The 22,788-nt window shown below is 54.2% G+C and carries 18 protein-coding genes; 8 read left to right on the top strand and 10 right to left on the bottom strand.

Features of this window, described 5'->3' with window-relative positions; genetic code table 11:
* Window positions 1-72: 72 nt before the first annotated feature.
* The gene (gene sat, locus U5L07_18545) at window positions 73-1,356 is read left to right on the top strand and encodes a sulfate adenylyltransferase (GenBank protein ID MDZ7833751.1); all 1,284 of its coding nucleotides are present in this window, start codon (window positions 73-75) and stop codon (window positions 1,354-1,356) included.
* 228 nt (window positions 1,357-1,584) lie between these two features.
* On the opposite strand, the gene U5L07_18540 is transcribed toward sat, so the two are convergent.
* The 8 genes from U5L07_18540 to U5L07_18505 form a co-directional block, all read right to left on the bottom strand.
* The gene (locus U5L07_18540) at window positions 1,585-2,361 is read right to left on the bottom strand and encodes an ADP-ribosylglycohydrolase family protein (protein MDZ7833750.1); all 777 of its coding nucleotides are present in this window, start codon (window positions 2,359-2,361) and stop codon (window positions 1,585-1,587) included.
* Between the two features lie 293 nt (window positions 2,362-2,654).
* Window positions 2,655-3,824 carry a quinone-interacting membrane-bound oxidoreductase complex subunit QmoC gene (gene qmoC, locus U5L07_18535; GenBank protein MDZ7833749.1) on the bottom strand — a complete coding sequence of 390 codons (1,170 nt, stop codon included), beginning with the start codon at window positions 3,822-3,824 and terminating at the stop codon, window positions 2,655-2,657.
* Window positions 3,825-3,920: 96 nt separating this feature from the next.
* Window positions 3,921-6,257 (bottom strand): FAD-dependent oxidoreductase, encoded by a 2,337-nt coding sequence (locus U5L07_18530; GenBank protein MDZ7833748.1) that lies wholly within the window; start codon window positions 6,255-6,257, stop codon window positions 3,921-3,923.
* 9 nt (window positions 6,258-6,266) lie between these two features.
* Window positions 6,267-7,544, bottom strand: coding sequence for a CoB--CoM heterodisulfide reductase iron-sulfur subunit A family protein (locus U5L07_18525; protein ID MDZ7833747.1), 1,278 nt, complete (start codon window positions 7,542-7,544; stop codon window positions 6,267-6,269).
* A gap of 295 nt (window positions 7,545-7,839) precedes the next feature.
* Complete coding sequence (gene aprA / locus U5L07_18520) at window positions 7,840-9,819, bottom strand: adenylyl-sulfate reductase subunit alpha (GenBank protein MDZ7833746.1); 1,980 nt, start codon at window positions 9,817-9,819, stop codon at window positions 7,840-7,842.
* Window positions 9,820-9,895: 76 nt separating this feature from the next.
* Window positions 9,896-10,333: an adenylyl-sulfate reductase subunit beta gene (gene aprB / locus U5L07_18515; protein ID MDZ7833745.1), complete on the bottom strand. Its 438-nt coding sequence runs from the start codon at window positions 10,331-10,333 to the stop codon at window positions 9,896-9,898.
* A gap of 368 nt (window positions 10,334-10,701) precedes the next feature.
* Entirely contained in the window at window positions 10,702-11,913 is a 1,212-nt protein-coding gene (alr, locus tag U5L07_18510; protein MDZ7833744.1) for an alanine racemase, read from the bottom strand.
* Between the two features lie 64 nt (window positions 11,914-11,977).
* On the bottom strand, window positions 11,978-13,504 hold the full coding sequence (locus U5L07_18505; protein MDZ7833743.1) for a YifB family Mg chelatase-like AAA ATPase: 1,527 nt from the start codon (window positions 13,502-13,504) through the stop codon (window positions 11,978-11,980).
* A 139-nt stretch (window positions 13,505-13,643) separates the two neighbouring features.
* Here U5L07_18505 and lpxC point away from each other — a divergent pair, with 139 nt between their 5' ends.
* From lpxC to coaD, 6 genes are read left to right on the top strand one after another with little or no spacing between them, the layout of a single operon-like run.
* Window positions 13,644-14,615: a UDP-3-O-acyl-N-acetylglucosamine deacetylase gene (gene lpxC, locus U5L07_18500; protein MDZ7833742.1), complete on the top strand. Its 972-nt coding sequence runs from the start codon at window positions 13,644-13,646 to the stop codon at window positions 14,613-14,615.
* Between the two features lie 31 nt (window positions 14,616-14,646).
* A complete protein-coding gene (locus tag U5L07_18495) occupies window positions 14,647-15,222 on the top strand; it encodes a DUF4390 domain-containing protein (GenBank protein ID MDZ7833741.1) in 576 nt (191 codons plus the stop codon).
* Between the two features lie 52 nt (window positions 15,223-15,274).
* Entirely contained in the window at window positions 15,275-17,476 is a 2,202-nt protein-coding gene (locus tag U5L07_18490) for an ATP-binding protein (GenBank protein MDZ7833740.1), read from the top strand.
* 10 nt (window positions 17,477-17,486) lie between these two features.
* Window positions 17,487-18,839, top strand: coding sequence for a sigma-54 dependent transcriptional regulator (locus U5L07_18485; GenBank protein MDZ7833739.1), 1,353 nt, complete (start codon window positions 17,487-17,489; stop codon window positions 18,837-18,839).
* A gap of 4 nt (window positions 18,840-18,843) precedes the next feature.
* Window positions 18,844-19,443, top strand: coding sequence for a 16S rRNA (guanine(966)-N(2))-methyltransferase RsmD (gene rsmD, locus U5L07_18480; GenBank protein MDZ7833738.1), 600 nt, complete (start codon window positions 18,844-18,846; stop codon window positions 19,441-19,443).
* Between the two features lie 33 nt (window positions 19,444-19,476).
* A complete protein-coding gene (gene coaD / locus U5L07_18475; protein MDZ7833737.1) occupies window positions 19,477-19,965 on the top strand; it encodes a pantetheine-phosphate adenylyltransferase in 489 nt (162 codons plus the stop codon).
* Window positions 19,966-20,030: 65 nt separating this feature from the next.
* Here coaD and U5L07_18470 read toward each other — a convergent pair whose 3' ends face one another.
* The gene (locus U5L07_18470) at window positions 20,031-21,023 is read right to left on the bottom strand and encodes a DUF368 domain-containing protein (protein MDZ7833736.1); all 993 of its coding nucleotides are present in this window, start codon (window positions 21,021-21,023) and stop codon (window positions 20,031-20,033) included.
* Window positions 21,008-21,667: a protein-L-isoaspartate(D-aspartate) O-methyltransferase gene (locus tag U5L07_18465; protein MDZ7833735.1), complete on the bottom strand. Its 660-nt coding sequence runs from the start codon at window positions 21,665-21,667 to the stop codon at window positions 21,008-21,010. The genes U5L07_18470 and U5L07_18465 overlap by 16 nt, the downstream gene beginning before the upstream one ends.
* A gap of 161 nt (window positions 21,668-21,828) precedes the next feature.
* On the opposite strand from U5L07_18465, the gene prmA reads away from it, so the two are divergent.
* The gene (gene prmA / locus U5L07_18460) at window positions 21,829-22,773 is read left to right on the top strand and encodes a 50S ribosomal protein L11 methyltransferase (GenBank protein ID MDZ7833734.1); all 945 of its coding nucleotides are present in this window, start codon (window positions 21,829-21,831) and stop codon (window positions 22,771-22,773) included.
* Window positions 22,774-22,788: the final 15 nt, after the last annotated feature.

Raw genomic sequence — 22,788 nt, 5'->3', positions numbered from 1 at the left:
AAAAGGAACTTCCCAACAATTATGGGCAAATAACCATTGAATACCATCAATGACTGAAAGGAGACGGAAAACATGTCAAACTTGATCCCCCCACATGGCGGCAAAGGCCTGACCATCTGCCTGCTCGAGGGCGCAGAACTGGAAGAAGAGAAGAAAAAAGCCAAGGGTCTTAAACAGATCCCGATTACCCCGAATGAACGCGGCGATCTGATCATGATCGGCACCGGCGGCTTCAGCCCGCTGGGCGGCTTCATGAACAAAGCCGACTGGAAGAGCGTATGCGACAATTACCTGCTCGCAGACGGCACTTTCTGGCCCATTCCGGTGACACTCTCAGCCACAAAGGAAGATGCGGACAGCATCAGCGAGGGCGAAGAGGTCGCGCTATACGATCCGGAAGGCGATGAGATCATGGCCACCATGAAGGTCACGGAAAAATACGAAATGACCGAGGAAAACAAAATTTACCAATGCGAAAAAACCTTCATGGGCGAAGGCACGCCGACCCCGGAAGAGTTCTGGAAGATTGCCAAGGAAGAACATCCGGGTGTCCAGATGGTAATGAACCAGAAACAGTTCAACCTGGCCGGGCCCGTCAAGGTGTTAAGCGAAGCTGATTTTCCGACCGCTTACAAGGGAATTTACCTGCGCCCCTCGGAATCCCGCAAAATTTTCGAGGACAAAGGCTGGTCAAGAATTCCGGCCATGCAGCTCAGAAACCCCATGCACCGTTCCCACGAATACCTGGCCAAAATTGCCATCGAGGTAAGCGACGGCGTTTTTATTCACTCCCTGGTCGGCAACTTAAAACCCGGCGACATTCCGGCGGATGTGCGGGTCCGTTGCATTGACGTACTGGTTAAAAATTACTTTGTCGAAGATAAGGTCGTACAGGGCGGCTACCCGCTGGATATGCGATATGCCGGTCCCCGGGAAGCCCTGCTTCATGCCACCTTCCGCCAGAACTACGGCTGCAGCCACATGATTATCGGCCGCGACCACGCCGGCGTGGGCGACTTCTACGGCATGTTCGAGGCACAGACCATTTTTGACAAAATCCCGTACCCGGAAGAACCCGGCAAGGCCCTGCTCTGCAAGCCCTTAAAAATTGACTGGACCTTTTACTGCCATAAGTGCGACGGCATGGCCTCTCTTAAAACCTGCCCGCACACCAAGGAAGACCGGGTCATCCTTTCCGGCACCATGCTGCGAAAGGGCCTTTCCGAAGGCACCCCGATTCCGGACCACTTTGGCCGGGAAGAAGTTCTCGACATCCTGCGGGAGTACTATGGAGGCCTGACAGACAAAGTCGAAGTTAAGCTTCACGGCGCCGCCACCGGTGATGAGAAGAAGTAAATAGTTTCGGCAACTGTTCCCTGCCGAAATAACTAATTAAAAAAAGGTCTTAAATTTTTCTGAAAAGAAAAATTTAAGACCTTTTATATTTAGTAAATCGGGTATTCCCAGTTGACTAGATTTTCAAGTTTGCCGCAGATGCAAGGAAAATGATGTCGAGCTATAGTCCACTATGCGAGACATCATTTGACACAGCAGATGCGGTAAAATTGGAAATCGCTCCACGGCCTAAAGCTGGACGCTAAACTGGCGGTTAAAATTTTCAATCACCGGCACGAACGGCTCGGGCAGCCGGGCAAAAACTTTATTCACGATATCTTCAGGGATTTTTTTATAATAGGCTTGGGCGATGCCGCCGGTGATACAGGCCAAAGTGTCGCTGTCCCCGCCAAGGGATATGGCCTTTCGGATGGCATCTTCAAAATTTTCGGATTCGTAAAACGCAATCAGGGCCTCCGGCACCGAGCCCTGACAGGTCACGTCAAACTGATAGCCCGGCCGGATGTCATCCAGCCGGCGGCTTAAGTCATAGTTGAATCGGGTTTCAATTTCCCCTTTGATATCCTCCCTGGACGCATCCTGCCGCGCCATCCATACCGCCAGGGCCGCGGCCTGGGCGCCGGCGATCCCTTGCGGATGGTTGTGTGTCACGGCCGCCGACTTTTCCGCTTCAGCCAGGACTTCCTCACGTGTTTCAAAGGCAAACCCCACCGGACTCACCCGCATGGCCGAGCCGTTGCCAAAGCTGTTATACGGCCGGCTGTCCGCGGAATAAAGCCAGTTAAAAAAAAGCATCCCGAAGCCGGCATCCGGATACGCCTGGCCATAGGTCTTTAATGCGCTCTTGTAGTCGTTATTTTTGGCAATCGCATCCGCCACCGCCACGGTCAGCACGGTGTCATCCGTAAACCGGGATTTGCTTTGGAAAAGCGGAAAATCCGTCGTCTTTATCGGCCGATGCTCGTATACAGAGCCAATTATATCACCGGCAATCGCACCCAGCATCAGACATCACCATCCTTTTTTTAAAATATTATCGGTTGGGCCGTTAACTGCCCGCTTAAAGCGCACGACTATATTAAAAACATACCTGTGGGGTTGTCAAAATTTTCTTGCATAAACCCGATGGCAAGACAAGCTTTTTCTACATTTAACGGCCGCCCGCATGTCAGAGGGAGATGAAAATGGCTGTAGGATCTGGCAGCAGAACGCGGGCCCCCAAAAAAAGGCCCCGAAATGCCGGATTTCCGGCTTTTCGGGGCCTTTTTGGGGGGGAGACGTTAAGCGTAAGCGTTAATTTAAGCTGTTTTCGATTCCCTTCCGGAGTATACATCATAGCCCATGGCAACGGTTCGGTAAACCAAATGGGCCAGTTTGGAAAACGGCAGAAAGGCAATCAGATTAAAAACAAACATGAGGTGGATAAAATAAATCAGATAGGTCAAAAAGGCCGCATCCGCCAGCCGGGTCAGCTCTGCCAGCATGCCGGTGGCAGCCACGCCCAGAATCATCCACAGCAGGTACCAGTCTTTGTAAGTGGACACCTGATCGGGTTTGGCCGCGCGCTGGCGCATGAGCAGGATGGTGCCGATAATCAGGGCGATGCCGCTGACATTGGCCAGAATCTTGACCGGGTTGAGCTGGGAGTATGGCCCATGCACGCCGAATCCGTAAAGCACCACAAAAAATATGGATGTTACGATGAAAAGCCCGATAAACGAAAACAGCACCATCATATGCGGGGTGGCCCGCTCATTGTTCTCCCCGCATTCGGAGAACTGTTTATGCTTCAGAATCTTGGGAATGGCAAGGCCGATGGATTTTATGAATTCCACCGGTTCAATGGTCTGCTTTTGCGTTTTACCCTCGGCAAGGGCATTTTCGTGGATATCCGAGATGAATCGCTTTAGGCCCAAAGCGAATATCGCCACCACCCAGATGGATAGCGGGATAAAAATCAGATCCACCAGCCAGGTAGAAAAAAACTGGGCATGGGCAATCTCACCATGGGCATTGAGTTCCGGACTGAAATTAAGCCAATGAACGCCGAAGAGCTTTAGCACAATACCGAGCACAAGGAATACGACAGCCGGAAGGGCTGCGAAAGCGGGCAGCTTCTTCGGATCATTAATCGCCATGCCGAGCGATTTCGGTGTGCCGTATTCGGCAATTGCATAAGTGCGCGCGGCTGCCAGTACATCCCCGGGATTTGCGCCCCGCGGACACTGGGTGGTGCAGTCGCCGCAGTTGTGGCAAAGCCATATATCGCCGTTTTTAACCACTTTATCTTTTAACCCCCATGACGCGGCGATCATTTCTTTTCTGGGGAACGGCCGCTTATCCGGGGAAATCGGGCAGGCAACCGAACAGGTGGCGCACTGATAGCATTTTTTCAATGATTCGCCGCCGAGTTCGCCAAGCTGCTTTATAAAATCAACATCTGGTTCGACCAGAATTTTCTCCGCCATTTCCATACCTCCTATTGGCCTTGGCTGTTTCCGCCATTATCTTAATTATATATCGGTGATCCGGCCGGCGCGAGAGGCGCCGGCCGGAATCCATATTTAGAAGCCTTTGAACGGATTGGGGCCGAGTTCCTCGATGTCTTCGACAAACTGGTTGATAATCCCCGGAATCTTATCATAATCGTCAATGGCCACTTCGTACTGGGCCACCCGTTCTTCCTCAAGGGCGAGACTGGCAAGCGCATCCCCGATCTTCTGCATCCGGATGCTGGCCAGTTCACTGCCTTTGACAAAATGGCACTGATAATCATCGCCCTTTTTACAGCCCAGAAGGAACACACCGTCCATCCCCTGGGACATGGCGTCTTTGATCCAGATCACGTTGACCGAACCCAGACAGCGCACCGGAATGATGCGCACATCGGCTGAGAAGGACTTATTATGCAGCCCCACCACATCCATGGCCGGATAGGCATCGTTTTCACAGACCAGACCCAGAATCCGAAGCGGCGGCTCATCATAGTCATCCTCCGAAGGGACCGCAATGGATTTGACCTGGGAGCCGATGCTGTCAATGTTGTAGTCCGCAAACCCGATGATCCGTTCCGGACAGGCGCCCATGCAGGTTCCGCAGCGGCGGCAGCGGGTGATGTTGGGCTTGGGCGTCCCCTTTTCATCATCGTCAAGTGCGCCGAACGGGCATTCGTCCGTGCACCGTTTGCACTGGGTGCAGCGCTGGAAGAAAAAGTCGGGATAGGTCATGTCCCCGTAGCGGGGATGGACCGACACCCCGCGATTAGCGGACTCCAGACACTGGATCGCTTTAAGCGCCGCCCCGGAGGCATCCTCGATGGATTCATCGATGGTCATGCCGCGCCGGATCGCGCCGGCGGCATATATGCCGGTCCGCTGGGTTTCATAGGGAAAACAGATGAAATTGGAATCCGCGTACCAGTCGAAAATCTCGTTATCCCGAAAGCCCGGGCCCTGCCGATACGCCAGGTTAACCGTCGGATTATCTCTCGTCACCGGCACCATACCGGTAGCCAGTACCACCATATCCGCCTTCATTTGAATGGCCTCGCCCAAAAGCGTATTACTGGCATCCACAAGCATGCCGTCTCCGTTTTTAGAAACTCCGACAACCTGGCCCTTGGTCATGAAAATGCCCGGATCCTGCTGTAGCGCCTTGTAGAAATTCTCAGAAAGGCCGGGGGTCCGCATATGCTGGTAGACGATATAGGCTTTTCCGTCCGGATAATCTTCGCGCAGGTACTTGGCCTGCTTTAAGGCCACCATGCTGGTCACCGCACCGGTATAGGAAAAATCACTGTCATCCTCCGCGCCGCCCGGGCTCTGGACAAAGACCACGGACTTGGCCTCCTTGCCGTCTGAGGGCCGAACGATTTTACCCTTGGCCGCCAGTTCCTCAAACTGATAATTGGTAACCACGTCCGGCATCTGGCCGTAGCCCAGATGGGCGAATTCATCATCCCTGGGCTCATACGGCCGCCAGCCGGCCGCCAGGATGACCGCCCCGAACTGCTCGCCGTTGGGATCTATGGTCAGGATGTCTTTTCGCCCCTGATTGTATTCCAGGTATTTCTCCATCAGGGTTTCATTATCCAGTTCCTTGCCGTTTTCATCGTATTTCATTTCCTCCGGCAGGGGATAGGGGACATCAAACTCGATTTTTTCGCCGGGATTTTTCAGGGTTACCGTAAACTCGCCCGGCTGGCCGGCAATCCGGGCCACCGCGGTTTCGGTTTTCACCGTGATCTTTGGATTGGACTCCACCTTCTCGATCATATCCGCCACCTTGAACGGAATCAGGGCATCATAGGGTGGCTGTACCGGCAGCTGCTTGCGCCATTTGGCGGAGTTGCCGCCGAGCTTGTCGGTTTTTTCCACAATGGTAACCTCATAGCCGAGGCTTGCCGCATCCAGCGCCGCGGACATACCTGTGACCCCGCCGCCCAGAACCAGAATTTTGCGGGAAAAGGTTTCCGGTACATAGGGCTCCGGAAGATTGACCTTTTCCACCCGGGCCATGCCCATGCGGATATAATCTTCGGCCATCATCTGGACCCGGTCGAAATTTTCCTCGTCCTCTTTTTCCTCTTCCGTCAGCGCCGGAAATTCCGAGCGCGGATGGGACCAGACCACGCCCTCGCGGAGGTTGGCCCGCTCGACGATACAGCCGGGAAAATTAAAGACATCATGGTTGAGGCGCCTGGAACAGGCGCCGATCACGATGGTATTCGTTCCCTCATCCACATCCTTCTGGATGAGCTCCGCCCCGTCTTTGCTGCACAGAAATTCATGGGTCTTGCAGGAAAGCCCCTCTTCATCCACGACATCACAGATACTTTTTATATCCAGGGCATCGCCGATGCCGCAGCCTGTGCAGATATACACACCATATTTTTTACTCATGGTTACCTCCTACCGCTTCACCAGGGTTTGAATCGCCTTGAGAGCCATACCGGTTGCGTTCTGGTTGGATGAAACCACATCGGCCGGTTTATTGGCACATCCAGCGGCGAACATGCCGCCTTTCTCAAAATCATTGATGATAAATCCGTCTTCCGTATACTTTAAGTCAGCCGGCAGCTTCGCCTTGGCAGCGGTGGGCTGCATGCCGGTGGCCAGCACCGCCATATCCACCGTCTGGCGGATTTTTTCACCGGACAGGGTATCTTCGGCCACCATCGTCACCTGCTGGCTATCCGGGCCCTCTTCGACCTCGGCGACCTTCCCTTTGATAAAGATGACGTTTTCATCTTCCTTGATCTGTTTATAGAACCGTTCATACCGGTATCCCGGTGAGCGGATGTCTATGTAGAAAATATAGATCTTGGCATCCGGATACTGCTCCCGGATATAGGTTGCATGCTTAAGCGAGGCCATGCAGCAGATATAGGAGCAATAGGGGAGGTGATTTTCATCCCGGGAGCCCGCGCACTGGACAAACGCGATCGTCTCAGGCGCCTTGTCATCCGACGGCCGCAGGATCTGGCCCTTGGTTGGACCGTTGGGTGCGGCCAGCCGCTCCATCATCATATTGGTAATCACATTCGAGAACCGCCCGTAGCCCAGATGATCCAGTTTGGCGGCATCATAGGGCTCCCACCCGGTGGACCAGACAACGGCGCCCACCGGCAGATCAAATGTCTCCGGCTGCATGTCCAGATCGACGGCATCATAGGGGCAGGCCTCTTTGGCGCGGTTGGCGTCCTCGGTGCCGATGATCTGCGGGGATATCACGTAACGGGCCGGAAAGGCCATTTCGTGCGGCAGATAGGCCCCTTTCATCTTATCCATCCCGAAATTGAACTCATTGGGAATATCCATCTGGCAGGCCTCTGCACAGGCGTTGCAGCATGTGCAGTTTTCATTCACATACCGGGGATTTTTCTTAATGCTCACATTGTAGTTGCCGGGTCCGCCGTCCACCTTCTCGACCTCGGCCATGGTGTAGACATGGATGTTCGGATTGTTCTTGATCCGCTGAAAATTGATCTCCAGGCCGCAGGTGGGAGGACAGAGTTTCGGAAAATACTGTTTCAGCTGAGCCACTCGTCCGCCCAAATAGGGATTTTTTTCAATAATGAAGACTTCGTACCCCACCTCGGCGGCTTCGAGGGCCGTTGTCAACCCGCTGATACCACCCCCGACGACCATTATGCTTCCGCTAAACGGGGCTCCTGTTCCTTCAGTCATCCTAACCCTCCGTACATTAAATTGTTGGACTTGCTGGTTTGTGCTTCAGGTAGACGCCTCGTGCCATCCTAATGCTGTCTGAATCCGCACAATCCTCCAAGGCTTGACGCAAAACTTAAAAACTCGATACCGGCCCGACCCACCGGGTTTATCCGGTGCCCAGTTTTTAAGTTTTTCTCGCACAGGCGCGAGCGCCGTCTATGAGCAGCCAGCGGGCCGCAAGGATTAATAAAAACCTCCAGGCGCCGGAGAAGGCACCTGGAGGTGTATCGCTTACATCACAACAGATCCCGGTTTAGCTCGGAATGATCTGGACATAATCGCGTTTAAAGGTGTCCCATTCACCGCTCTTGGGATCGTACTTGGAGTTGGTGAAGCAGAACCAGTTCTCGTCATCCTGTTTCGGATAATCCGCCTGGTAGTAAAAGCCCGGATACCGGGTTTCTTTCCGGAACTGAATGTGGCGCAGGTGGGATTCCACCGTCCAGATACGATGGTAGATTTCCCAGGCGCGCATCAGCTCATGAAGATCGCCGGCAGCCAGTTTTTCACAGTCTTCGCGCATGACCTGGAGCAGATCCATGACAACTTCAAGCATCTTGGAGGTCGTCTCATAGTAGGTCTGATGACCGGCACCGTATTCGTTGGTGGCTTTCATGAGACGCAGCGCCATTCCGGAGGGCTTGATGTAGGCCGGGTTGACGTCGATATCCGTGGTGTATTCGTAGTTATCCAGGAAGGTCCGTACCGGTTTGTACACCATGTCCACGATTTCTTCCTTGCTCATGGGCAGTTCCGGCTTGAAGTCCGCATGGTCCTTGGCGTAGCGGACCATCTGCTTTGCCGCCATCCGGCCTTCCGCATGGGAGCCGGAGGAGAACTTATGCCCGGAGCAGCCGACGCCGTCACCGGCGGTGAACAGACCGTCGACCGTGGTCATCCGGTTGTAGACCTTGCCGTTGTCCGCCTTGATCTTGTAGGAATCCGGAACCCAGTCATAGTCCGGACCGGAAGTCCACAGACCGCAGCAGCCGGAGTGAGAGCCGAGCAGGTACGGTTCGGTCGGCATAATCTCGGAGTTTTTCTTTTCCGGCTCGGTGTTGGTGGCGCACCACAGGTTGGCCTGGCCGCAGGTCATATCCAGGAAGTCTTCCCAAGCTTCGGATTCGAGGTGCTTGAGCTCTTTTTTGTCCAGACTCTTCCCGATTTCGGCCAGCGCGGTGACCGTATCCATCTGGATCGGACCGCGGCCTTCTTTCATCTCAAAGAGCATGAGATGGTTCCGCAGACAGGTGGGGGTAATGGCTGCGGTGCCGTACGGCGCATAATTTTCCAGCTCTTTCTTGGCCGCGTCGCCGGTCACGTAGACTTCGCCCAGACCGTTCAATGCCTTGGCTTTGAACAGCAGGAACCAGGCGCCGACCGGGCCGTAGCCGTCTTTGAAACGGGCCGGGGTGAATCGGTTTTCCATCATGGAAAGTTCCGCACCGACCTTCATGCACATGGTGTAGGTGGAGCCAGCGTTCCATACCGGATACCAGGCACGCCCCTTACCTTCACCAACGGAGCGCGGCTGATAAATATTAACAGCGCCGCCGCAAGCCACCATCATGGTCTTGGCCTTGATGATGAAGACCTTGTTCTCGCGCACGGAGAATCCGACCGCACCAGCGATCTGGTTTTCTTTGTTTTTGTCCAGCAGCAGCTCAACGATGAAAACCCGCTCCAGAATGTTGTCTTCGCCCAATGCCAGCTTGGCGGCTTCAGCAACGATTCTCTTATAGGATTCACCATTGATCATGATCTGCCATTTACCCGTGCGGACCGGGGAAGCGCCAGACTTCAGGGTTCCCAGCTTGAGGCCCTTCTTACCGTCCATGTTTTTGCCTTCGTCGGTCTTTTTCCATACCGGCAGGCCCCATTCCTCGAACAGGTGAACCGAGTCATCGACATGGGTACCCAGGTCGAAAATCAGGTCTTCGCGGACAATGCCCATGAGGTCGTTTCGGACCATGCGGACATAGTCGTCCGGAGTATTGTCGCCAAGGTAGGTATTGATGGCGGAAAGGCCCTGGGCCACCGCACCGCTTCTTTCCATGGCGGCTTTGTCAACCAGCAGCACGCTCTGGTCATCGCCCAGCCATTTTTTAACCTCAAATGCTGATCCGCAGGCCGCCATACCGCCGCCTACGATCAGAACATCAACTTCTCTTTCTTCAACTTCGGGATCCCTTACCGCTTTCAGCTCTCCCCGCGGTTTATTCGGTAATGCCATGTGTTATCCTCCTAACTTATATAAAAAATTGACACATTGTGATCGAAGAAAATTAATCTTCGTTCGCCCGCGCAAGCTAAACAGTCGCCTGCGGTTTCGGAATCTGATACCCTTCTGATTCCTCGGTTGAAAGCAGTTCGCTCTCGAGATCCTTGCCTTTCAGGTCCGCATAAGCATTGGCGGAACCTTCGGGGGTGGTCCGGATGGGGAACTTGAAGCGCTTAATGGTGCCGTTTCGGAATTTGCAGGTCCACATGATATCCTCGGTACCCATCATCGGATAGATGCTGCTCCCCAGGGGAACAAAGTCCGAATAGCCCCTTACTTCAATGGCCTGAGTCGGGCAGATCTTGACGCAGGAAAAACATTCCCAGCATTGATCCGGTTCTTGGTTGTAAGCCTTCATGGTGTTGGGTTCAAGCACCATCAAGTCGTTCGGACAGATGTACTGGCACGCGGTCTTATCGCCGCCCTTGCAACCATCGCACTTTTCTGTGACTACGAAACTCGGCATTATCTACCTCCTACTTGTTTACGGTTTAATGACAGTGGATTCTGAAATCCACTTAAATGTACTATTTTTTGTCAGGTTTAGGTTGCCGACACCTCCTTTCTCCAGATTCCCTTCAAACATTTTCAATCTATTTTTCAGGCAATTAACGGTGATCCTGCCTTAATCTACAAAATCGCTGAAACAAAAATTCCCAAATAAATCAAAAGGATATGTTTGTCCATTTGCAAAGTAAATTATTTAACACCCCCCAAAACACTTGTCAAGAAATTTTGATCTGCCTGTTTTTCATGCAGATACAGGGGGTTACAAAAACATTAATTTTCAACATAGGCGGTTTATCCGAAGCACGCATACAATATATTGTGCATTTATCGGCGCCGCTCCGGGTACCGCCGCTCCACCCGATCGGAAACCCCGGTTACCACTTCATAGGTGATGGTCCCGAGCTGATCCGCCACCTCTGCCACGGGCAGCCCGCCTGTATCATCCGGACCGAAAGCCACCACCTCATCGCCCATTTCCACATTGGCAATGTGTCCCACATCCAGCATGCTCTGATCCATGCAGACCCGGCCGATCACAGGGGCGGATTGGCCCCGGACCAGCATCCGGCCTTTGGAGGAAAGCAGCCGGTTATAGCCGTCCGCATACCCGATGGAGACGGTGGCAATCGTCGTGGGCGCCTTTGTCTCGGCCGTGGCGCCGTAGCTCACGGGAAATCCGGCGCCAACGGTTTTCAGGTGAATGATCCGGGATTTAAGGGTCATGGCCGGCTTGAGCGCCATCCGGGTGCGGCTTACCTGGTCGGACGGATAGAGCCCGTAAACCGATATGCCGGCCCGGACCATATCCATGTGGGTCTCCGGCATATCGATAATCGCCGCGCTGTTTGCCGCATGGCACAGATCAAATGTAATTCCGGCATCCGCAAGGGCGGATTTTAACCGCTGGAAACGCGCAAACTGGCGGCGGGCAAAACGCTTGTCCTGATGGTCGGCGGTGGCAAAATGCGTGTATAGACCTTCGACCCGCAGGCCGGGAAGGTTTTTGATCGCCGCAATCTCATCCAGCGCCGCCTGATTCACACCCTCTTCCCCGCTGCCGTTTTCGGAGCCAGGCGCCGCCGCCATCACCCCCAGCCGCCCCATGCCGGTATCCACTTTTACATGGACAGGCAGAGGATTGTCCGAATGCCCGGCCTGCCCGGCCATCTGCCCGGCCGTCTGATAGGAATAGACGGTCTGGATAAGATTGTGCGCCAGCAGCTCGCAGGTAAACTCAGGCGGGGTGTAGCCGAAAATCAAAATCGGCGCCCTGATGCCTGCCTGGCGGAGACACAGCGCTTCGGGATACCGGGCAACCCCCAGATAATCCGCCCCGGCCGCCAAAGCCTGTCTGGCCACCGGCACAATGCCGTGGCCGTAAGCGTTGGCCTTGACCACGATCATCAGCCGGGTGCCCGGCGTTAAAATCGACCGCAGTTGTTTGACGTTATGACGGATCGCCGACAAATCGATTTCCGCCCACACATCACCGGCACCGTCACCCGCCTCCGTCTTGCCTACGATCTCTTCAGCCATGAAAAACTCCCGCAGCCGCACCCATTATTGGCAAAAACGGCGCCTTTCCTTTGGGACAGACCCATCATAGCCCCCGATCCAAACTCCGGTATTGGATCGCCTCGGCCAGGTGATCCGTGCCGATGGATTCAGAACCCGCCAGATCCGCAATGGTTCGGGCGATCTTTAAAACGCGGTTATACGCGCGGGCAGACAGGCCGAGCCGCTCGACCGCGGATTCCAGAAGCGCGGCCGAGTCCCGGCTTACCTGACAGAAGCGCTTGATATGCCGGTCCTTCATCCGGGCATTCACATCTCCGCCGGCTGCATTAAACCGCTGCGCCTGCCGGCCTCTGGCCGCAGCCACCCGTTCACGGATCGCCCGGCTGCTCTCTTCGGCCCGCTCCCCGGCCAACTCCTGATAAGAAAGGCGGGGCACCTCGATATGAATATCAATCCGGTCAAGCAGGGGACCGGAAATTTTTTGCCGGTATTTCTGTATCTGAGCGGCGGAACAGGTGCAGGCATGATGGGAATCCGTATAATAGCCGCACGGGCAGGGATTTAGCGCACCGATCAGGATAAAACAGGCGGGATAGGTAATGGCGCTGGCCGCCCTTGAAATCGTGACTTCATACCCCTCCAGCGGCTGCCTGAGAACCTCCAGGACCGGCTTTTTAAACTCCGGCAGTTCATCCAGAAACAGAACCCCGTTATGCGCGAGGCTCACCTCTCCCGGTTTGGGGTTTGCCCCGCCCCCGATCATTCCGGCATCGGATATGGTATGGTGGGGCCCCCGGAAGGGCCGCTTAGTCACAAGGCCCGGATGTCCATTCATCAGACCCGCCACGCTGAAAATTTTGGTGGTCTCAATCGCCTCCTCAAAGGTGATCGCCGGCATGATGCCGGCAAATCTTTTGGCCAGCATGGTTTTCCCGGATCCCGGCGGACCGATCATAAGAAGATTGTGCCCGCCGGCTGCGGCGACCTCCATGGCCCGCTTGACATGGGCCTGGCCGGCGACTTCGGCGAAATCATCGGTGATTTCGCCCGCATCATTAAATAAATGATCGAGCTCGCAGGGCTCCGGGCTGATCTCGCGGGCACCGGTAAAAAAATCCACGGCTTCCGCCAAATTTTTCACCGGATATACCGGGATATCTTTTACCACAGCCGCCTCCCGGCGGTTGGCAAAAGGGACCATAATGCCCCCATACCCCCCATCCCTTGCGGCAATGGCCATGGGCAGGCAGCCGTTTATGGGCTTAACCCGGCCATCCAGCGCAAGCTCGCCGATAATCGGCATATGGCTGATGCCATTGTTTGCAATTATGCCGGTAGCCGCCAAAATGCCCAATGCGATGGGCAGATCAAAACCGGTCCCGCCCTTTTTAATATGGGCCGGGGCGAGATTGACCGTGATGCGGTCATCCGGAAACCGATATCCGCAGTTGGTAATCGCCGCCTTGACCCGCTCCCGGCTTTCCCGGACGCTTATTTCAGGCAGCCCGACAGTGGTAAACGCGGGCAGCCCCCGGGCAATATCGACCTCCACCTCCATCAGGTATCCGTCAATCCCGACGACCGCCCCGCTTACAATTTTTGACAGCAAATCGCCTCCTCATTCATGTTTTCAGGCGTATGTCCCCCGGTTATGGACAAGGGTTATAACAAAGCATACAAAAGAGGACAATCGCTTTTGCCACGCATGTGTTTGCATTTTTTTTTCACATCAGTTATATCCGTTCTACATGGACAGCAATCACCCGAAAAATTCTAAAAATGAGAATACCGTCGCGATTTGCGAATCCTGCCCCCTTCATCAGCGGACCCTGGCAAAGCCGGTCCATTTTTCCGGGGTCGGGGTGCATTCGGGCCAGTCGGTAAATCTCACCATCAAACCCGCGCCCACAAATTTCGGCATTAATTTCAGGCGGATCGATCTGCCCACGGCCCCGCTCGTTAAGGCCACTTTCAGCCGGGTGGTGGATACGAGCCTGGCCACGGTCATCGGCGAAGGCGGCTGCATTGTCTCAACGATCGAGCACTTGATGGCCTGTTTTGCGGGCCTGATGATTGACAATGCCATATGTGAACTTGACAATTACGAGCCCCCGATCATGGACGGCAGCACCGGCGAATTTACCCGGGCCATCCGCGAGGCAGGCATTGTCAAACAGGATGCGCCGCGGATGTACTTTGTGGTCAAATCGCCCATAAAATTGGTCGGCGAAGACAAATCCGTGCACCTGTATCCGTCCCGGGAACGCCGGCTGACCAGCACCATTAAATTCGACCACCCGGCCATCGGCGAGCAGACTTTTTCGGTACTCCTCTCGGAGGAAAATTTCGTCCGGGAAATCAGTGATGCCCGGACATTCGGCTTTCTTAAGGAAGTCGAATACATGCAGTTTTTCGGGCTGGCCAAAGGCGGATCGCTTGACAACTCAGTGGTCATTGATGAAAACGGGGTCATGAATGAAGGCGGTTTACGGCACCCGGATGAATTCGTGCGGCATAAAATACTTGACGCGATCGGGGATTTTTCTTTACTTGGTATGCCGATTCTGGGCCATCTTGTTTTATACAAATCCGGCCACAATTTTAACCATGAATTCCTGAAAACCTTTTTTGATCAAAAATCAGCATGGGAGACGGCATCGCTGAATGCCCAGGATATGTTTGAACGACCCGGGGCGGATCAGACCTCGGTGATCATCTGAGGCCGGCGAGATTTTGGAGGCCGAAACGCTTATGAAAAAACCGGATGGCGTAATACTTAAAATTCTGCTGGTCGCCGCATGTTTGCTGCTCGCCCTCTCATCCCCAGTGATGGCCAAAGAGGTAAAAATCGCTGATTTTGCGGTCACCAACAACCGGGATGACCTGCTTGTTTTTTTTTCGGTCAAGGGGGCCTTTACCCGGGAAATGGTCGAGGCGATCCAAAACGGCATCCCCACGACCTTCTCCTATTTCGTGCGCCTGGAGGAAGATAAGATCCTGTGGTTTAAGAAAAAAATCGCGGCCAAAAGCTTTACCCACACGATTAAATACAATAATATGAAGGATGAGTATGTGATCAAGCGCTCCTGGGATGCTGACAAGGCCATCACCACCAAATCCTTTGAGCAGGCCAAATCCCTCATGGCTGAAATCAAAAGCTTTCGCCTGACCGATCTTGATCCTTTGGAAAAAGAGCACCGCTACATAATCCGGGCCAAAGCCGAACTTGACAAAGTCACACTGCCGTTTAAGCTGCATTACATCCTTTTTTTCACCGCCCTGTGGGATTTTGAAACAAGCTGGCATTCGTTTAAGTTTAAATACTAACCCCCGCCCCAGAACCATGAAACCTAACCGATACAAAGCGCCGAGCACTGCAATGGATCGCAAACGCCGCAAGCGCGAGGTCATTATTATCATCGGGGTCGTTGCGCTGATCTCGGTTTTAAGCTATATCACGGTCCGCGCCTTTGGCTCCGGCTCCCAGATCCCGCCGGCCAATATGGCGTTGATGTTCATTTTGATGAATATCAACATGCTGCTTTTGATCACGCTTTTTTTCCTTATTTTCCGAAATGTGATCAAGCTCTATCATGAACGCAGAAACCGGGTGGCCGGCAGCAAGCTCAGGACCAAGCTGATAGCCGCATTTATCGGGCTTACCCTTTTGCCCACCGTTGTGCTGTTCTTTTTCTCCATCCAGTTCATCACCACCAGCATCGAGTTCTGGTTTAAAATCCCCATTGAACAGGCCCTGGAAAACTCTCTGGAGGTGGGGCAGAATCTGTACAAACTGGTGGAGGAAAACAATACCTTTTTCCTGGATAAAGCCGCCTATCAGGTCGACTCCCGGGACCTGCTGGCGCCCAAAAACCGCTCCGAACTGGGCAACTATACCCAGGTGGTCCAGCGCGCCTTTAATTTAAACGCCGTGGAATTTTATAACTCGAATTTTAAGCGGCTCACCCAGTCGGTTTCCGAAAATCTCAAAAACCACACCTTCGAACCGGTGGATGCGGATGCCCTGCAAAAAGGCATGGCCGATTCCAAAAAGACATGGTCTGTCTCCGAGCATATGGCGGGCGGCGAAATCATCCGAAATATCTCCGCCATCCCCTATGGGGCGCAGGGCCCGGATATTGACGGCTTTGTCGTGATCAGTATTATTTTGCCGCCGGATTTGGAAAAAAATCTGGGCTCCATCTCCAAGGGGTTTGAAGAATACCAGCAGATGAAAATGTTAAAGCGCCCCATTCGGATATCCTATTATATTACCCTTTCGATTGTCTCCCTGCTGGTGGTTTTCTGCGCCATCTGGTTCGGGATGTATCTATCCCGAAACATTACCGTGCCGATCATGGAGCTGGCCGAGGGCACGCGCCGGGTCGCGGAGGGTGACCTCTCCTACCGGATCGATGTCATTGCCGACGATGAAATCAAAACCCTGGTGGACTCCTTTAATAAAATGACCCGGGATCTGCGCTTTAACCGAAAAGAACTCGAATTCTCGGCCAAAAAGCTCTATGAGCAGAACATCGAAATCGAGGAGCGCCGGCGGTACATGGAAATCGTGTTAAACAATGTGTCCACCGGCGTGATCTCCCTTGACTCCCATGGTCTCATCACCACCATCAACGATTCGGCCGAGCGGATGTTAAATATCAGTGCCGAGGATGTGATAAACAAGAGCTATAAACATCTGCTTAAGGAGGAAGACAATGCCCTGATCCAGGAGATCCGGGACCGGTTCTGGGAAAAACGGGAGGAGAGCCTCATTAAGTCGGTCAATATGACCATTCAGGGCAAATCGCGAAGCTTCAAGGTGACCTTCAACGCCTTAAAAGATGACAACGGCCGCCAGATCGGGCTGGTGATGGTCTTTGACGACATGACCGAAATCGAGAAAGCCCAGCGGATGGCCGCCTGGCGGGAAGTCGCCCGGCGGATCGCCCATGAGGTTAAAAATCCGCTCACCCCGATATCGCTTTCCGCGCAGCGGCTGAAGCGCAAATACAAATCCGCGATCGATGATCCGGTCTTTGACGAATGCATCCAGACCATTGCCGAGCATACGGAGTTGATCCGCAACCTGGTCAACGAATTCTCTACATTCGCCAAATTCCCGACCGCCAACCCGACCCCGTGTGAACTGCCCCCGATCGTTAAGGAATCGGTGGCTTTGTACGAGGATGGGTACCCCAATATTGAGTTTCATACACAAATCCAGGATAATATCCCGATGCTGCGGCTTGACCGGCAGCAGATTAAACAAAGCCTGATCAACCTTATCGACAATGCGATCTCCTCTATTAAAACCAAGGGACAGATCACCGTGGAGGTTTCCTGCAATGCCCGGCGGGACAAAGTTTACCTGGCTGTCGCGGACACGGGCGAAGGCATTTCCGACAAAGACAAACCGTTTCTGTTTGAACCGGATTTTACCACCAAAAAAACGGGCATGGGCCTGGGGCTGGCCATTGTCAGCACTATCGTGTCCGATCACAACGGCCGCATCTGGGCGGCGGACAACCCGCCCCGGGGGGCCCGGTTTGTGGTCGAACTGCCGGTTAACGGCACCTGAAGGAGCATTTATGTTTCCATCGATTCTGATTGTTGATGATGAAGCGTCCATACTCAAATCATTGAGCGGGATCCTGGCTGACGAAGGGTTTGAGACCCTGACCGCCACCAATGGGTATGAGGCGCTTAAAATCCTTGAAAAGGAACTGCCGGATCTGGTGCTGCTCGATATCTGGATGCCGGGCATTGACGGGATTGACACCCTAAAAGAGATCAAGATACACCATCCCAGCACCCAGGTCGTGATGATCACCGGCCACGGCACCATTGAAACCGCGGTGAATGCCACCAAAATGGGCGCCTATGATTTTATCGAAAAGCCCATCTCCATCGACAAGGTCATCGTGGCCATTAATAACGCCCTAAACTTCCGCCGGCTGGAGGAAGAGAATCAGTATCTGCGGAAAAAAACCATTGAGCGAAACGCCATCACCGGCAGCAGCCCCCCGATCCAGGAACTAAAAAAACAGATCAGCATTGCCGCGCCCACGGATGCCTGGGTATTGATCTCCGGCGAACACGGCACCGGCAAAGAGCTGGTCGCCCGCATGATCCATCAGTTCAGCCACCGGGCGGATAAGCCCTTGATTGATGTCAACTGCGCAGCCATCTCGCATGAACTTTTCGAGAGCGAACTCTTAGGCCATGAAAAAGGCGCCTTTACCGAGGCCACGGCAAAAAAGAAGGGAAAATTTGAACTGGCGGATCAGGGCACCCTGTTTTTTGACGAAATCGGGGATATGGACTTAAAGACCCAGGCCACCCTGCTCCGGGTCCTGCAGGAAAAAAAATACCAGCGCATCGGCGGAGACCGGACACTCTCCGTAGACGTGCGGATCATCGCCTCGAGCAACAAGGATCTGGCCGGGGAAATCGAAGCCGGCCGGTTCCGGGAGGATCTGTATTATCGCATCAATGTGATACCGATCGAAGTTCCCCCGCTGCGGGAGCGCCAAGCGGACATTCCGGAGCTGGCCGGATTATTTTTAACCCAAATTGCCGAAAATAACGCGCTGGCACTCAAAACCCTTTCCGAATCCGCCCTCACAATGCTGCAGCAGTATTCCTGGCCCGGCAATGTGCGGGAGTTAAAAAATCTGCTGGAGCGGCTGGTGATTAGCACAACCAAGGAGACCATCGAGGCATCGGATATCCCGCCGCCGTATAATCCGAAATCAGGCGAGAGTAAAGAAGCAGACCCCGCCCTGTTTGCCTTTGACCGTTTGAAAGAGGCCCAGCAGGCCTTTGAGCAGGCCTTTATCCGTCAAAAACTCAGGCAGTATGAATTCGATATCTCAAAAACCGCCAAACGCATCGGTGCGGACAAATCGCAGGTTCAAAAGATCGCCAGAAAGATGAAATAATCCCATGCGAATTATCAGCGGCTTATATAAAGGCAGAAAACTCATGCCGGTCCGCGGCAAAGAGATCCGACCCACCGGCGGGAAAGTCAGAGAGGCCATATTCAGCATTCTGGCCCGGGATATAGCGCACGCCCGGATTTTGGATCTGTTTGCCGGCACCGGCGCATTCGGTCTGGAAGCCCTAAGCCGGGGGGCGGCGCGCGCGGTATTTATTGAGTCCGATGACCGGGCCATTGCGGCGATAAAAAAAAACATCCGCCTCTGCCGGGCGGAAAAGCAGGCCCAGTGCATCAAATGGGATATCACCCGGGATCTGAACTGCATCCGATCCCTTCGGCCCGGTTTTGACGTGGCATTTATGGATCCACCCTACCAGGGCGATTTTATAGCGCCAGCCCTTAAAAACCTGGCGGAAAGCAACGGGCTTGAAAACGGGGCCGTCATTGCCATCGAACATTCAGCCAAAGCCCCTCTGCCCGAAATCCATCCCCCGTTTTACGTCACGGACCGCCGCAGGTATGGAAAAACCCTTGTAACCTTTTTAAATTTTATGATAGAGAGGGCGTTGCCGCAATCCCCCTCGGAGACGGTATCAGACCAATAGAACCCGAAAATAACATGTGACAAGGATGGCCCTATGGAACGTACGGCGGTATACCCCGGTTCATTTGATCCGGTCACCAACGGGCACCTGGATATTATCCAGCGCGGCCTGAAAATTTTTGACCGAATTATCATCACCATTCTGGACAACCCCGCCAAGCAAACGCTCTTTTCCGTTGATGAACGCGTCGCCCTTCTGCGGGAGTCCCTAAAGGACGTTGAGAATATCGAGATAGACTCTTATAAGGGCCTGCTCGTGGACTATGCCCAGCGCCGGCAGGCCAATGCCATCCTGCGGGGCATGCGGGCGGTATCGGATTTTGAATATGAATTCCAGATGGCGCTCATGAACCGGCGGCTGAACCGGGAGATCCAGACCGTATTCCTTATGACCGGGCTTCGCTGGATATTCACCAGCTCCTCCATCATCAAGGAGGCCGCGCGGTTTGGCGGAAACATTGAAAGCATGGTGCCGCCGGTGGTCCAGAAACAGCTTCAGGAAAAATTCGCCGCCCTGGCCTAACCCACGGCTTTATCTCGGCAGGAGTAATCCGGAGGGCGGATAAGCGCCAGCGCATCCGCCAAATGCTACCCCACGGCTTTCTCGCGGGAGAACCATTCCAGGCAGATCACAAAAATAAAGCCCGCGAGCATCAGCGCCACGGCAAACAGCAGATCCGTATCAAACGCCCCGGGCATAACGTTTTTCTCGCGCAGCACCCGAAGCTCCCCGCCGACCATTTTGGCTTCCAAAGTTTCCTTCCAGGGCCAGATTTTGCGCATGGACCCCACCATCAGGCCGGTGAGAAACGCCAGGGTCAGATTGTGATAGGCATCCAGCAGATACTTCAATACCCGGGAAAATCCGGCCAGCCCCAGGCCGCAGCCGGCCACAAAAACCAGGATAATGCCGGCATTGACCGGATCGAACGGATTTTTGAGCGTTGCGGTGATGAACTCATACTTGCCCAGGATGAGCAGGATAAATGCCCCGCTTAGCCCGGGGAGAATCATCGCACAGATGGCGATAAACCCGGACAGAAAGATAAACCAAAGGGTCTCCGGGGTGGTGGCCGGCACCAGATGGACGACCTGAAAGGCCGCGGCCGCCCCGATGAGAAAGGTTATTGCGGTGCCCGCATGCCACCGGTCGATTTTTTTCCCCACCACCCAGATCGAGGCGGCAATCAGACCGAAAAACAGGCTCCAGGTCAGCTGCGGGTGGTGATGAAGCAGATAATTCATGATCCGGGCCAGCGTAACCACCGCCAGCCCGATCCCCAAAAAAAGCGAGAGGAGAAACCGGATGTGAAGCTCGGCCAGCGCGGTCTTGATATCCAGGACTGCCAGGCGGCCGATTACCCTGGCGTTTGCGGATTTCACCGCTGCCAGCAGGTCCTCGTATATCCCGGTAATCAGGGCGATGGTGCCCCCCGACACCCCGGGCACCGTGTCCGCCGCCCCCATACACACCCCTTTGACCGCCAGAAAAACCGCGCTCTTAAAGGAACGGGGGCCCGGACTGCTGAAAAAGGCCTCCGCCCAGGATTTAGGCGCCGTCTGCCTCACTCTTCGCCCCACCCGTGCTCGCCTACCAGTTTAACAAACCGGCACCCGCCAAGCCGGGTTTTATGAATGCCGTTTTCATCCCGAAACAGCTTGATCAGCTCCTGGGAGAAGGACTGTCCCACGGGAATCACCATCCGGCCGCCCATGGCCAGCTGATTCACCAGGGTTTTGGGGATTTCCGGGGCGCCCGCGGTAACTAGTATGGCATCAAACGGGCTTTCCTCCCGCCAGCCCATGGTGCCGTCCGAGTATCGGGTCACGATATTCATATACTTCAATTGATCAAAGATTTTGCGCGCCCGGATATAGAGGTTGCGCTTTTTTTCGATGGTATAGACTTTATAGGCGATTTCCGCCAAAACCGCCGCCTGATAGCCGGAGCCGGTGCCGATCTCAAGCACCCGGTCCTCACCATCCACCTGCAGCGCCTGGGTCATGTGGGCCACGATATAGGGCTGGGATATGGTCTGCTGCTCGCCGATAGGCAGGGGGTGATCCGCATAGGCCTGGTCCATCAGCGCCTCGCTGACGAACATATGCCTGGGCACCCGGCGCATGGCCGCAAACACCCCCGGATCATTAATCCCGCGGGCCTCAATCTGATTTTTCACCATGGATTCCCGCAGGCGCTGGTATTTTCTTGAGTCAAATTCCATAATGATGAAGGAAACTATCAACTCCCCCCGCACCCGTCAAGCGAATAAAGGGGCGGGCCCAACAAAGCGTGACTTGCTTGGCCCGGCGCTTTAAAATCTTCTTGTTTTTCGCCATCATTCGGCTTACCTTGGGCCCAACCTTTTAGAAGAAGAGTGGATAAATGAAGTGGATTGAAGCCAAAGTGATTATCGACTATTCCCTGTATCAGGATATGGATACCGCCATTTCCCTGATCTCAGATATTTATTATGACATCGGGCTAAACGGGGTGAGCGTGGAAACCCCGGAGTATGATCCGAGCGCCGACTGGGCCCAGGATGCGGCGCCCATGCCGGATCACCATTCCGTGATCGGCTATTTTTCAAAAAACTCGCGGCTGGAAGAGAACTGCCGCCACCTTGAGGCCGCCCTTGCCCGGATCAACGAAAATGACGGCATTGTCACCCGGGTCATCTACACGGATGTCGACGAAGAGGACTGGGCCGAGTCCTGGAAGAAGTTTTTCTATCCGCGCAAAATATCGGATCGGTTTGTGATTAAGCCCACCTGGCGCGAGTATCAAGCCAATCCCGGGGAAACCATCCTTGAAATCGATCCGGGCATGGCCTTTGGCACCGGGACGCATCCCACCACCAGGCTTTGCATTCAACTCCTGGAATCCTATTTAAAGCCGGGCGACACCTTTCTGGATGTGGGCACCGGCTCGGGCATCCTGATGATTGCCGCGGACCGGCTGGGCGCCGGGCCGATGACCGGCATTGACAAGGATGAGGACGCGGTGGCCGTGGCCATGGAAAATCTTTCCCAAAACCGGATTGCCCCGGAAAAATACACCCTAAAAACCGGCCACCTGGCGAACAAGGTATCCGGTCAGTTTGATTTTATCGCTGCCAACATCCTGACCGAAGTGATTCTCACCCTGCTCTCGGATATTCCCGGGCTGCTGAAACCGGATGGAATTTTCATCTGCTCGGGCATTATCGGCGACAAGCGGCAATGGGTATTGGATGAAATGCTTAAAAAAGGCCTGACCGTCTATGAATCCAGGGCCGAGGAGGACTGGATCGCTTTTGCCGCCGGACTGGCCCGGACCGCACGGGCATAACTTCAGCGCTTCATC

The sequence above is a fragment of the Desulfobacterales bacterium genome (assembly GCA_034520365.1).
Lineage (GTDB): Bacteria > Desulfobacterota > Desulfobacteria > Desulfobacterales > Desulfosalsimonadaceae > M55B175.
This window is presented reverse-complemented; position numbering and strand designations above follow the sequence as displayed.

Coding starts and splice junctions, on each gene's coding strand:
- prmA (MDZ7833734.1), top strand. CDS start 21,829: ATGAAGTGGATTGAAGCCAAAGTGATTATCGACTATTCCCTGTATCAG.
- U5L07_18540 (MDZ7833750.1), bottom strand. CDS start 2,361: ATGCTGGGTGCGATTGCCGGTGATATAATTGGCTCTGTATACGAGCAT.
- alr (MDZ7833744.1), bottom strand. CDS start 11,913: ATGGCTGAAGAGATCGTAGGCAAGACGGAGGCGGGTGACGGTGCCGGT.
- qmoC (MDZ7833749.1), bottom strand. CDS start 3,824: ATGGCGGAGAAAATTCTGGTCGAACCAGATGTTGATTTTATAAAGCAG.
- U5L07_18525 (MDZ7833747.1), bottom strand. CDS start 7,544: ATGACTGAAGGAACAGGAGCCCCGTTTAGCGGAAGCATAATGGTCGTC.
- U5L07_18495 (MDZ7833741.1), top strand. CDS start 14,647: ATGAAAAAACCGGATGGCGTAATACTTAAAATTCTGCTGGTCGCCGCA.
- U5L07_18465 (MDZ7833735.1), bottom strand. CDS start 21,667: ATGGAATTTGACTCAAGAAAATACCAGCGCCTGCGGGAATCCATGGTG.
- lpxC (MDZ7833742.1), top strand. CDS start 13,644: ATGGACAGCAATCACCCGAAAAATTCTAAAAATGAGAATACCGTCGCG.
- U5L07_18490 (MDZ7833740.1), top strand. CDS start 15,275: ATGGATCGCAAACGCCGCAAGCGCGAGGTCATTATTATCATCGGGGTC.
- U5L07_18485 (MDZ7833739.1), top strand. CDS start 17,487: ATGTTTCCATCGATTCTGATTGTTGATGATGAAGCGTCCATACTCAAA.
- aprA (MDZ7833746.1), bottom strand. CDS start 9,819: ATGGCATTACCGAATAAACCGCGGGGAGAGCTGAAAGCGGTAAGGGAT.
- rsmD (MDZ7833738.1), top strand. CDS start 18,844: ATGCGAATTATCAGCGGCTTATATAAAGGCAGAAAACTCATGCCGGTC.
- sat (MDZ7833751.1), top strand. CDS start 73: ATGTCAAACTTGATCCCCCCACATGGCGGCAAAGGCCTGACCATCTGC.
- aprB (MDZ7833745.1), bottom strand. CDS start 10,333: ATGCCGAGTTTCGTAGTCACAGAAAAGTGCGATGGTTGCAAGGGCGGC.
- U5L07_18530 (MDZ7833748.1), bottom strand. CDS start 6,257: ATGAGTAAAAAATATGGTGTGTATATCTGCACAGGCTGCGGCATCGGC.
- coaD (MDZ7833737.1), top strand. CDS start 19,477: ATGGAACGTACGGCGGTATACCCCGGTTCATTTGATCCGGTCACCAAC.